Origin of the sequence: Flavobacterium sp. (assembly GCF_031363805.1) — a bacterium.
Classification (GTDB): Bacteria; Bacteroidota; Bacteroidia; order Flavobacteriales; family Flavobacteriaceae; genus Flavobacterium.
On record NZ_JANLVD010000129.1, the window covers coordinates 1 to 13,311 of the forward strand.

General features: G+C 33.7%; 10 protein-coding genes. 2 read left to right on the plus strand and 8 right to left on the minus strand.

What is annotated here, in order from left to right; translation table 11 throughout:
- Both RMN92_RS07695 and RMN92_RS07700 read left to right on the plus strand, forming a co-directional pair.
- A partial coding sequence (locus tag RMN92_RS07695; protein WP_309608883.1) for a class I tRNA ligase family protein occupies positions 1 to 1,765 on the plus strand: 1,765 nt, incomplete at its 5' end.
- 275 nt (positions 1,766 to 2,040) lie between these two features.
- The gene (locus RMN92_RS07700) at positions 2,041 to 2,721 is read left to right on the plus strand and encodes a zinc metallopeptidase (RefSeq protein ID WP_309608884.1); all 681 of its coding nucleotides are present in this window, start codon (positions 2,041 to 2,043) and stop codon (positions 2,719 to 2,721) included.
- Positions 2,722 to 2,789: 68 nt separating this feature from the next.
- Here RMN92_RS07700 and bioD read toward each other — a convergent pair whose 3' ends face one another.
- The 8 genes from bioD to glmS form a co-directional block, all read right to left on the minus strand.
- Positions 2,790 to 3,407, minus strand: coding sequence for a dethiobiotin synthase (gene bioD, locus RMN92_RS07705; protein ID WP_309608885.1), 618 nt, complete (start codon positions 3,405 to 3,407; stop codon positions 2,790 to 2,792).
- Positions 3,408 to 3,453: 46 nt separating this feature from the next.
- A complete protein-coding gene (locus tag RMN92_RS07710; RefSeq protein ID WP_309608886.1) occupies positions 3,454 to 3,840 on the minus strand; it encodes a GxxExxY protein in 387 nt (128 codons plus the stop codon).
- Positions 3,841 to 3,887: 47 nt separating this feature from the next.
- The gene (locus tag RMN92_RS07715) at positions 3,888 to 5,036 is read right to left on the minus strand and encodes a pyridoxal phosphate-dependent aminotransferase family protein (RefSeq protein WP_309608887.1); all 1,149 of its coding nucleotides are present in this window, start codon (positions 5,034 to 5,036) and stop codon (positions 3,888 to 3,890) included.
- Positions 5,037 to 5,242: 206 nt separating this feature from the next.
- Entirely contained in the window at positions 5,243 to 5,524 is a 282-nt protein-coding gene (locus RMN92_RS07720) for a F0F1 ATP synthase subunit epsilon (protein ID WP_309608888.1), read from the minus strand.
- Between the two features lie 73 nt (positions 5,525 to 5,597).
- Positions 5,598 to 7,109 (minus strand): F0F1 ATP synthase subunit beta, encoded by a 1,512-nt coding sequence (gene atpD / locus RMN92_RS07725; RefSeq protein WP_309608889.1) that lies wholly within the window; start codon positions 7,107 to 7,109, stop codon positions 5,598 to 5,600.
- 210 nt (positions 7,110 to 7,319) lie between these two features.
- Positions 7,320 to 8,891 (minus strand): G-D-S-L family lipolytic protein, encoded by a 1,572-nt coding sequence (locus RMN92_RS07730; protein ID WP_309608890.1) that lies wholly within the window; start codon positions 8,889 to 8,891, stop codon positions 7,320 to 7,322.
- Between the two features lie 30 nt (positions 8,892 to 8,921).
- Positions 8,922 to 11,747 carry a TonB-dependent receptor domain-containing protein gene (locus RMN92_RS07735; protein WP_309608891.1) on the minus strand — a complete coding sequence of 942 codons (2,826 nt, stop codon included), beginning with the start codon at positions 11,745 to 11,747 and terminating at the stop codon, positions 8,922 to 8,924.
- Positions 11,748 to 11,855: 108 nt separating this feature from the next.
- Positions 11,856 to 13,311 (minus strand): glutamine--fructose-6-phosphate transaminase (isomerizing) (glmS, locus tag RMN92_RS07740; RefSeq protein ID WP_309608893.1); only part of this gene is annotated, 1,456 nt, incomplete at its 5' end.

Below are 13,311 nucleotides of genomic sequence, written 5' to 3' on the forward strand. Positions count from 1 at the left end.
ACATTTACCAATCAAACTGCCAGAAGTCGAGAAATATCTACCCACCGAAGATGGACAACCACCATTAGGAAATGCAACGGTTTGGGCTTGGAACATTGAAACCAATGAAGTTGTCAGTTCGAGCGCAGTCGAGAACAAAACTATATTTCCATTAGAACTCAACACGATGCCAGGCTGGGCGGGAAGTTCGTGGTATTGGATGCGTTATATGGATGCGCACAATGAGAATGAATTTGCGAGTAAAGAAGCACTCGATTATTGGCAAAATGTCGATTTGTATATTGGCGGAAGCGAACATGCGACTGGACATTTGTTGTATTCTCGTTTTTGGAACAAATTTTTAAAAGATAAAGGATTTGCACCTATGGAAGAACCCTTTAAAAAATTGATTAATCAGGGAATGATTTTGGGTAATTCTGCATACTTCACTATTAATAATTATGAGATTTCCATACCGGAAATATTAAAAAATTCAAATTTTAAAATTAGAATTATCAAAAGAGAATATCCAATTTCTCAAAAATGCCAGCAGAATTACCAAGAGTTAATTTTTGATGATATAAAAAAAGCATTAATGGTGCAGCCAGAATATTATGAAGATTTCGATGAATTTTGTAATGATTTACTTGACTGCTTTGTAAATGTAAATGAAAAATATTTTTATTGGTTTGTCGAATTTGAAATGAAGATTGATAATTATCAAGTGATATCTGAAACAATGTTTATTGGAAAGCAAAAATTTCTTTTAAAAAGTAATGATGTCTTTCCTTTCGAAGTACATGATTTAGGTAAAATATTAAATAAATTAAACGAACTAGGATTTAATATTAGCAATATTCTTACAGAAACTATTAAAATAAAAAAGATTGAAAAGTTAGAAGAAGGTATTGGTATTGCAAATAATATATCACAAAGACCGTTTCCGGTTCCAATTAATTTAATCAATGATACAACAGGAGAGTTATATATTGACAGATTTGTCAAAGAAGTTAAAGGATTTGAGAAAGAATTCTTCATTAAAAGTGATGATGATAAATTTTATTGTTACCGTGAAATCGAAAAAATGTCAAAATCTAAATACAACGTAGTCAATCCAGACGATATTTGTAATGAATACGGCGCAGATACTTTACGTTTGTATGAAATGTTTCTAGGTCCGCTAGAACAGGCGAAACCTTGGAATACAGCAGGAATTACAGGAGTTTTTGGGTTTTTAAAGAAATTATGGCGTTTGTATTTTGATGATAATGGATTGATTGTTACCAATAACGAACCCTCAAAAGAAAACTTAAAATCGTTACACAAAACCATTAAAAAAGTAACGGAAGATATTGAGGATTTCTCATTCAACACTTCTGTAAGTCAGTTTATGATTTGCGTGAATGAGTTGCAAACACAAAATTGTCACGACAGCGCTATTTTAGAACCGTTGGCTATTTTAATTTCGCCTTATGCGCCACATATTGCTGAGGAATTGTGGTTTAGATTGAAAGATTCAAAAATTGAAGAATTAAAAGATTACAAAGGAATTTCTGAAGAAGCATTTCCTATTTACGACGAGAAATATTTGGTGGAATCCGACAAAGAATATCCAGTTTCATTCAATGGAAAAATGCGTTTTACCATTAGTTTACCTTTGGATTTAACGCCAGCCCAAATTGAAGAAATCATCATGAAAGACGAACGCACCATCAAACAACTCGATGGGAATATGCCCAAAAAGATAATAATTGTTACTGGAAAAGTAATTAATTTGGTAGGATAAAAAAGCAGTTATGACTCTCCGTAACTAATGATAAATTATTATTTCAGCCACGAATTACACAAATTAGCACGAATTTTTTAAGATAATGAATAGAAATTTGTGTTAATTTGTGTAATTCGTGGCAAACCTTTTGTTCGCAATTAAAGATAGTGCGATTTGCGGATAGTAGTAAAGTTAAAACGCATATATCAATGCCAAATTGACATTCAAAATATTTGGCTTACAATTTGATATTAATTTGATAACTTTATCAATCAATTTAAAATCAAATAAAAATGGGAATAAGTTATATCATACTAGCTGGAGCAATTATGTTGGCCAGCTGGTTAGTCAGTTCAAGACTAAAAAGTAAATTTGAATATTATTCTAAATTGCAGTTGCAAAATGGAATGTCTGGACAGGAAATAGCAGAAAAAATGTTGGCAGATCATGGTATTCGAGATGTAAGAGTCATTTCGACACCTGGAAGTTTGACCGATCATTATAATCCGACAGACAAAACGGTAAATTTGAGCGAAGCGGTTTACAATCAAAGAAATGCAGCAGCAGCAGCTGTTGCCGCACACGAATGTGGTCATGCCGTTCAGCATGCGCAAGCTTACCAATGGTTGACCATGCGTTCAAAACTAGTGCCTGTAGTGAATATTGCCTCAAATTATATGCAATGGATTTTGTTGGCCGGAATTTTAATGATTAGAACTTTTCCGCAATTACTATTAATTGGAATTATAATTTTTGCAGCCACAACCTTGTTTTCATTGGTCACTTTACCTGTTGAATATGACGCGAGTAATCGTGCTTTGGCTTGGCTAAAAAACAAAAACATGCTCAATCCAGCCGAATATGCTGGTGCCGAAGATTCATTAAAATGGGCAGCAAGAACCTATGTGGTTGCGGCTTTAGGATCTATAGCTACATTGTTGTACTATGTTTCTATCTATATGAACAGAAGGTAATATGAAATAAATTAGTTTTTAAAATCCGTTTCGAAAGAAGCGGATTTTTTTTATCGAATAAATGTAAGTTACATTTTAATCAAGTTTTCTCTAAGCAAATCTGCATATGCAGCAATTACATTTTTGTCAAAATAAGGTTCTTCGTCAATTCTTCCTATGAAATTGATGTTGGTTTTTTTCAGTATGATATCTTCGGTTGATTTGTTTTCTTTACCAGAAAAAATAATGCCGCCAATTGCCAAATTTCTATTTTGTAATGCTTCAATAGTCAATAAAGTGTGGTTGATGCTACCCAAATAATGGCGTGATACTATTATTACTTTGTAATCAGGTTTTATTAAATCAATAATACAATCTGTTTCATTTAATGGCACAAACAGTCCGCCAGCACCTTCAATCACAAGATGATTTTTGGTAATTGGTTCAATAATTTTTTTTAAATCGATGGTAATTCCGTCAATTTGAGCCGCAAGGTGTGGACTTGCAGGAGTATTTAACTGATAACTGTTCTCAAAAATTTGACTTTTAGTATTGGAAAAGTATGATTGCACTTTGTGACTGTCTGAAATATCCAAATCGCCTGCTTGAATTGGTTTCCAATAATCTGCTTCCAAAGCTTCTACAATGATTGAGGAAGCAATGGTTTTACCAACATCGGTTGAAATTCCTGTTATAAATAGTTTCATATTTTTAGCCACTGATGACGCGGATTAAACGGATTTGCGCAGATTTTTAATCTTTTCTGTTGTTTGTAAAAATAAGCCTTTTTATTTCTGGTTTCTCTCCAAAATTTAATAATAATCCTATTTCAATATTTGTTGCTTTTAGATAGTTTAAAGTTTGGCTATAGTGTGCTTTTACCAAATGATCACAAGCTTTTAATTCTAAGATTATTAAATCCTCAATAAGCAAATCTGCATAAAAGTCACCAACCAAGACATTTTTATAATGCACTTTTATTTGTCTTTGAGCTTCCACTTTAAACCCTTTAGATTTCAATTCGAAATACATTGCATTTTGATATACTTTTTCAAGAAATCCGTATCCAAGTTCATTATAAACTTCGTAAAAAACTTTTAAAATTGATTCTGATAATTCTTTATGTAAAATTTCACTCATTATTTTTTATTTAAAATTAAAATCCGTTTAATCCGCGTTATCTGTGGCTAAAACACAAAGTTACTCAACAAACCCAATACATCCGAAATTTCTTTTTCACTATTATAACTATGCAAACAAATTCGCAATCTTTCTTGACCTTCAGGAACGGTTGGCGACAAAATGGCTTTGGCATCAAAACCTTTTTCTTGCAATTGTTTGGCAATGTTTTTTACTTTTTCATTGCCAGGAATTATGGCAGATTGAATCGCAGATTTACTTCTCACAAATAGTGGTTTTAATCCTAATATGTTCTTTTCTTGATTGAAATGAATGATATTATGACGAAGTTTTTCGATGGTTTCTTTTTCCGATTGCAATTGATGATAGGCCATTAAAATTGTTGCTACTGAATGTGGCGATAACCCTGTGGTGTAAATAAAACTTCTTGCAAAGTTGATTAAATAATCCTTAAGATCCTGACTTCCTAGAATAGCTGCACCGTGGCAACCCAGACCTTTCCCAAATGTCATAATCCTAGCGAATATTTTATTTTGCAATCCTAAACTTTGTATTAATCCTTCTCCTTTTTCACCAAAAACGCCCAAAGCATGTGCTTCATCAACAACTAGAAGGCAATTGTATTTCTCCGAAACTTGTATTAATTCTTCAAAATTTGGCGTGTCGCCATCCATAGAGAAAATAGATTCTGTAACTATATAGATTTCGATATTTTTAATTTTTAATTCTAAATTTTTAATTTTCTGCTCTAAATCTTCGAAATCATTGTGATTAAATTTGTATGATTTGGCATTTGACATTATGATGCCATCCCGAATGGATGCATGACACAATTCGTCGTATAAAATAATATCATTTCGTTGAGGAATAGAACCAAAAAACCCAACATTGGCATCATAACCAGAATTGAAAATTATGGCTGTTTCAGCAAGGTGAAAATTGGCAATAAAATTTTCTGTTTCTTGGTATAAAATATGATTTCCTGATAGCAATCTGGAACCTGTTGCACCATTTGTTTTTATATTTTTATCTAATAGAAATTGATGTGTTTCATTAAAAATTGATTCTGATTTTGCAAATCCTAAGTAATCGTTTGATGAAAAATCGATTAAAGCATTTGGTAATGACAGTTTTCTAAAAGCATTCTCTTGCTTTCGAGTTTGTAGTTTTAAGGAAAGGTTATTTGGAAAATTCATGGTGTAAATTTATGAATTTAAAAATATAATGATAATTTGTGTTGCTATTTTTAGCCCAGATAGCAGTGAAAATCCTTTTTTGCAATTTGTCACACTGAGCTTGTCGAAGTGTAAAATTGCAAAAAAGATTGTAACGAATAGCTGGATTAGCTCCAAAAAAAAAGTCACACACTGTATGACTTTTTAAACTTTTTTTACTAATTATTTTAATCTACTAAAACTATTACTTTATTTTCTTTAATTTCAATAGTTCCAGACAATATGGGCAATGAATAATTTTGCTCATCGATTTTGGTAAAAAACGGCACAACATCTTTATTAAAATGAAAATTCGTTGCATTTATTTTTACATTTCCCTTTTGAAGCAACGAAACTATTGGAGCGTGGTTGTTTAAAATTTGAAAACTACCATCTACTCCGGGAAGTGTGATGGAATTGATTTCTCCTTTAAACAAAGATCTTTCTGGTGATACTATTTCTAAAATCATAATTTCTAAAATTACGAATTACGAATTACAAATTACGAGTTTATAATTCGTAATTCGTAATTCGTAATTCATTTTAAGCGTCTGCTAACATTTTTTCTCCTGCTTCGATAGCGTCTTCGATAGTTCCTTTTAGATTAAAGGCAGCTTCTGGCAAGTGGTCTAATTCACCATCAATAATCATATTAAATCCTTTGATAGTATCTTTTATGTCTACCAAAACGCCTTTTAATCCTGTAAATTGTTCTGCAACGTGGAAAGGTTGAGATAAGAAACGTTGTACACGTCTTGCTCTTGAAACGGCCAATTTATCTTCTTCTGATAATTCCTCCATACCTAGAATTGCAATAATATCTTGCAATTGTTTGTATTTTTGAAGTATTTCTTTCACTCTTTGTGCACAATCATAATGCTCATCACCCAAAATTTGAGGAGTAAGAATTCTTGAAGTAGAATCCAATGGATCCACTGCTGGATAAATACCTAATTCAGCAATTTTACGAGACAATACAGTTGTTGCATCAAGGTGAGCAAATGTTGTTGCTGGTGCTGGATCTGTTAAATCATCTGCAGGAACATAAACTGCTTGTACAGATGTAATAGAACCTTTGTTAGTTGAGGTAATACGCTCTTGCATAGCACCCATTTCGGTAGCCAATGTTGGTTGGTAACCCACCGCTGATGGCATACGACCTAAAAGTGCTGAAACCTCAGAACCCGCTTGAGTAAAACGAAAAATGTTATCAACAAAGAAAAGAACATCTTTACCTTGATCTGAACCTGCACCATCACGGAAATATTCTGCGATAGACAACCCCGAAAGTGCTACACGAGCACGCGCTCCTGGTGGCTCATTCATTTGTCCAAAAACGAAAGTGGCTTTTGACTCTCTCATCCCTGGCATATCAACTTTAGACAAATCCCATCCTCCATTTTCCATAGAGTGCATGAAATCGTCGCCATATTTTATAATTCCTGACTCCAACATTTCACGAAGTAAGTCATTTCCTTCACGTGTACTTTCACCTACTCCTGCGAATACCGAAAGTCCACCGTGACCTTTTGCGATGTTGTTAATTAATTCCTGAATCAAAACTGTTTTACCAACACCAGCACCACCAAACAATCCAATTTTTCCACCTTTTGAGTATGGTTCAATTAAATCGATTACTTTGATACCTGTAAATAAAACTTCTGACGAGGTAGATAAATCCTCAAATTTTGGAGCCTGACGGTGAATAGACATTCCGTTTTCTCCAGTTTTAGGCAATTCTGCTAAACCATCAATGGCATCACCAATTACGTTGAACAAACGTCCGTAAACGTCTGGTCCAATTGGCATTTTGATTGGATTTCCAGTTCCTACAACTTCGTAACCTCTACTTAAACCATCTGTGGAGTCCATAGAAATGGTACGAACTGTATTCTCACCAATATGTGATTGTACTTCTAATACTAATAGTGTTCCGTCTTTTTTAGTGATTTCTAACGAATCATAAATTTTTGGAAGTTCAACGTCTTTACCGTTAAAAACTACATCAACTACTGGTCCAATGATTTGAGCAACTTTTCCTATTACTTTTGACATGCTTATGTATTTATTAAATAGCTATTTGAGTTTGAAGAAAATATGTCTATTTTCAGAGTGCAAAGATAATTTTTTTAAAATAAACAATCAATATTTTTTTATAAAAAAATTTGATTGTTTAAAACGAATTTTTTTGAGTCGATTAGGAATCTGAATTTAACAAAAAAACCACCAATTAAAATTGATGGTTTTGATATATTTTAATAAAAATTATTGATTATTATTTCCTATAACTTTTGGAAACTGAATAGCATAATTACCTAAATCTACAGGTCTAAAAGTAGAACCATATTTGGCATTAATTGCTTTCATGAATTCATTGGCAATTAAGGCATAACCTCTTGGAGACGGATGAACACCATCTAGAGAAAAAGCACCACCCACCAAGAAAGAAGATGATAAATGATATTGTCCAAATCGAACACCACCATTTGCCACTTGACTTAATAATGCATTAGCATCAACAAATGCTAGTCCTTTTGAGGTAGCTAGTGATTTAATTGTAACATTAAATGCATCAGTTGCAGTTTTTAATTCTGCAACTTCTGTTGGAACCAAAATATCTTTGTCTCTTAAGGGGAAACTAATTCCGAATTTATTTATAGATGCAGGAGCCAATGGATTTGATGAACCAATAACACCTCTAGTAGCTAACAATACTAAGTCATTTTTAGTTGCTTGTCTTGCTTGACCATATATCGCACCAAAAGCCCCCGCAGTTGCTGCTCCTAAAGTAGGTGTAAATGCAGTTGTTATCTGTACAGATAAATTAGGCAATGATTCGTCTGATATAAGTAATGGATTTGCAACAGTTTTAGATAATAAGTTTATTCTATCTCCAGCACTCAGGGCAGTTAATACTTGTTTTAATGGACCATACAAACTTGTATTCAAAGCATCAATAGTACCATCGCCAACAGTTGTATTTCCTCCACCCAAAAGACTTGAAGTAATAGGATTATAAGGCACAGTAGTGAAATTAGGAATAGTTGTTACATAAGGAATATTTCCAATAACACCTTTTGCGCCTGCAGAAGTTAATGTTGTTACCAATGCTGTATATGTAGCATCAAAACCTACACCTGGCGCGCCAGCAGATGGAGTAATTGGGTTTGATCCATCTCCTCCGGATAATGCATAACCTAAAACATCATTATTTCCAATCCAAAGCGAAAAGAATGTTGGTGTTTGTGCCATTGCATCTGCCAAAACAGAAGTCGTTGCACTCGAAGCAAATCGAACGAAATATGGATTTGCAGTTGGAGGATTAGTGCCTAATCCAGCAGGACTTCCATATCCTGGAGCCAATAAATGAAAACTTTTTGCACCAGGAACTCCCATATTATTGTATGGACCTGCTGCTGAAATGGCAGGATTGAAAACTTCTGTTGTTGAAATGCCACCTACAATAGGTCCAATAATAGGATTGTTATTTATTACAGCGTTTACACTAAATCTTGGTCCAAATGCTGGATTTGGGTTGCCTCCAAATAATAAACCTCCTACATTATCATTCATAAAAGGAATTTTAAACGCCCCACCACCAACAAGTTTGAATTGTGTGGCAAGAATGTTAGTGTAAGAACCTTTTTGACCTTCTCTAAATAAAGCACTATCACTAAATCCCGCCGTTAGCGAATTTCCTAATGCTACATATTTTGAAAAGTTGGCTGAACCAGCAACTACTGGAACTTCTGGCTCAATGACAACTGTTTCATCATCTTTATTACACGCTACCAAGCTAATTGATGCTATAAGTAACCATTTTATATTTTTTATCATTTTTTGAATCTTAAAAGTTAGTATTTGAATTTATGGATTAATAGTCCAAGAAGCATAATATTGTTGCCCAATGGCTCCAGCACCAACTACTTGAATATAATCTTTACCTCCTAAGTTTGCTGCTCCCAATTTAAATACTGATTTTAAAATAGGAACTGCATAATTTATTTGTGCGTCGAAAACTACATTTTCTGGAACTATTCCATCTACGAAAGAAGATTGCCATAAATATTCGTTATTCCACTTAACGTTTGTATTGAAACCGAAATTTTTAAACAATCTGTCGTTTCCTAACGATGCCTTTACTCTATGTTTTGGAGTATTAAAACCAGCTTCAAAACTAGGGTCGCTTGCTTGGTCAAAATCAAATTGAGAATAATTATAACTTGCACTTAATTCGAAAGTTTTATATACTCTTCTTGATATTCCAACCCCTAAACCTAATGATTTGATTTCAGATTTTGAATTTGTGTACACTTGGTAAGTTCTAGTATCTTTATTTGCTAATGCTGAAACTCCCGAGGCTGTTCCTGCAGTACCATAATACGGAGTTATTACATTGGCAGTGTTTAAGAAATCATTATAAATATTATAATAACCATTGATGTCTATTGAAAAGTTTTCAACTATAGATCTGTAACCTAATTCTATTGCTTTTACTTTTTCAGGTTTTACTAATCCAGGAGTGGCTACGACTAATTTAGAAGCATCACCTGAAGCTGCAAATGCCACCGCAGATGTAGAGGTGTAAGAATTATTATATGCATTTTGTCCAGTTAAAGTTACTGTAGCTGGGTTTCCAGCCAATTGTCCAGCAGTACTTACATTTCTAGTCTCTACGTATCTGTCTAAATTTTCTGGAGCAGATCCAATAAGTGCAAACGGTCCTAAATCTAAACCAATATATTGATCTTGCGTTGAAGGGTTACGGAAGCCTGTTTGAAACGAAGCTCTTAAATTGTGTTGTTTATTAGCTCCAGCTGCATAAGTCAAAGACACTCTTGGAGAAAAACTGCCATCAAAGTTTTTTGATTTATCATAACGAACAGATCCTGTAAACTTGGCTCTGTCATCTGCAAATTTCTTTTGCAACTGAGTATAAACTCCGTATTCGCTATATTCGATTGGACCATCGTAATCTGTAAAAATAGAACCTTCTGAATTTAAAATATATTTTCTACCAGATCCTCCAACTTGAATTTCTGCAAAGTCAATTAAATCTTTTAAATTATAATTTAAATCTGTATGGTATAATTTAGATTGGTCTTTAAATTTTGCGCCTTTTGTAAAATCATCATCAGCAATAACAGTTGCTAAAGCTTGTTTAAATTCTGGTGATCCTGGTTCAAATCTTGCATTTCTAGGTGCATTTGGATTTGATGGATCAATATTTGGAGTAAGATTTAGTCCTGGGGATTGATTTGTGTTTGCAAATGTTCTAGCATATGTAGCCGCCTCAGATGGGCTTAATAATTGTCCAGTTGTTGGAGAAATTATTGTAGCACTTGACAATCCGTAAGCTCTTCCGTAATCTGTAAACCAGTTGGTGTCTGATTTTGCAGCTCTGTTTACATTCCAAGCAGCGAAACGCATATCATAGGAATCTCCTGCTGTTTCTGTAGTAGCATAGAGTCTTGCGAAGAAATTTTTACCTTTTATTTCCAATTTAGATTGATCCATAAAGAAATTTTTCAATGCATATCTGTTTGCACCTTGATAAATAGTGTTACCAAACCCTAGTTTATGTTGTAAGATAATTTCAAAATCATTGTCAAAAGGTCTAAAATGTAATGAAAAATCTGCTTTTATACTTTTAATTTTGTTATCTGTTAAATCTTGTTCTCTGTAACCATTTCTACTTACTTGACCTACATTGGGAACAAAAGTTGTAACTTCATCTCCATACAAATTAAGACCGTCGTAATTTTGATTTGTTGCATGACCAACATTTCCATTGGTCACTCCACCAGCAACTACATTTCTGTCGTCAGAAGCAATCCATTCTCTTGCAGAAAGTACTGAAAAATTTGCTTTTCCAGCAAAATGTCTTGAGAATTTTTTTGCGGCTCTAATTCCGAAATCATAAAATGCATTATCACCTGCTGCAACTTGTGAAGTTTGCCCAGTTTTAAAATAAGTTGAAATACCTTCTTTAGTAAACGGGTTTTTACTATTCATAAACATAATACCGTTAAAAGCATTAGCTCCATAAAGTGCAGAAGACGCACCTGGCAAAACCTCGACGCTAGCAACATCTATATCAGATATACCAATTAGATTTCCCAATACGAAGTTTAGTGCTGGTGATGAATTATCCATTCCGTCAACCAACTGCATAAAACGTGTATTGGCAACTGTTGCAAATCCACGAGTGTTTATAGATTTGAAAGAAAAACTACTGGTATTGAAATGAACATCTTTTAGATTTTCTAAACCCTCATAAAATGAAGGCGCTGTGGTATTTTTAATTTCTTTGAGACCCATTCGCTCAATAGTTACTGGAGATTCTAAAATTCTCTCTGGTGCTCTTGAAGCTGAAACTACAATCTCATTCAAAGTTGTTGTTGACTCTTCAGCCAAAACAATGACAACCATTTCTTCTTTGGCTGTTAATTGAACACTTTTATTGGCGAATCCCAACATAGAAACCTCTATCTCCAAAGGATAGTTTTTCGTGGTTTTTATTTTGAATTCTCCTGTAAAATCTGTCACAGCACCTGCTGATTCTCCTACAATTTTTACATTGGCGCCTGGAATTGGCTGGCTGGCTACATCAGTAACCCTTCCTGAAATTGTATTTTGCGCATATGAAAGTCCGCAAAGAAACAAGATCAAAATAGTAAAGTACATTCTCATTCGATTTGATTTTTTTGGTTTATGAGGGCAAATTACAAAAAAATTTGTTAAAAAATAAAAAAGCGAGATAAAATCTCGCTTTTCGTAAAAATATAAATGTTTTTTTGTTTATTCCACAGTTACTGATTTTGCTAAGTTTCTGGGTTGATCTACATTACATCCTCTCATTACTGCAATATGATATGATAATAATTGTAAAGGAATGGTTGTTAAAAGTGGAGATAGTGCATCTGATGTTTCAGGTATTTCAATGACATGATCTGCTAAATCACGAACTTGTGTATCACCTTTGGTAACAACAGCTATTATTTTTCCACTTCTTGATTTTATTTCTTGAATATTGCTAACCACTTTGTCATAGTGACCTTGTTTTGGAGCGATAACTACAACGGGCATTTGCTCATCGATTAATGCAATTGGACCATGTTTCATTTCTGCGGCTGGATATCCTTCTGCATGAATATAGGATATTTCTTTTAATTTTAAAGCTCCTTCAAGTGCAACGGGGAAATTATAACCTCTTCCTAAATACAGGAAATTGGTCGCGTCTTTGAATACGGAAGCAATTTGTTTTGCTTTTTCATTTGTAGATAATGCTTCAGCTACTTTTTCAGGAATCATTTCCAGTTCTAATAAGTATCTATGATAATCTGAGTTTGAAAGCGTTCCTCTGGCTTTTGCCAATCGAAGTGCTATCATGGTTAAAACTGTAATTTGTGTTGTGAAAGCTTTGGTTGATGCTACGCCAATCTCTGGTCCTGCGTGAGTATAAGCTCCAGCATGGGTTTCTCTAGATATTGATGATCCAACTACATTGCAAACACCAAAAACGAAAGCTCCTTTTTCTTTGGCTAATTTTATAGCAGCAAGTGTATCGGCAGTTTCTCCTGATTGAGATATTGCAATTAAAACATCTTTATCATTTATAATAGGGTTTCTATATCTAAATTCTGAAGCATATTCAACTTCTACAGGAATTCTAGCAAACTCTTCAAATATATATTCAGCCACTAAACCTGCGTGCCAAGAAGTTCCACAAGCCACTATCAATATACGTTGTGCATTGGCAAACTTTTCGATATTATCATCGATACCTGCCATTTTAATTAATCCAGTATTTGCATGCAAACGACCACGATACGTATCTTTTATTACACTTGGTTGCTCATAAATTTCTTTCATCATAAAATGATCGTAACCACCTTTTTCAATTTGCTCCAAATTCATTTTAAGCTCTTGAATGTAAGGATCAACCAACGAATCGTCTTTTATTTTACGAACTTTCATGGGTTTGTGCAATCTTACAATAGCCATTTCTTCATCTTCCAGATATATTGCATTGGCAGTATATTCTATAAAAGGGGAAGCATCTGAAGCGATAAAAAATTCATTTTCTCCAATTCCAATAGCCAAAGGGCTTCCCAATCTTGCCACAACTATTTCGTCTGGTTTTTGTTTGTCAAAAACACAAATGGCATAAGCTCCAACAACTTGATTTAAAGCTATTTGGACTGCTTTTCCAAGTTTTACATTTTCTTTCTTTTGGACATCTTCAATTAGATTT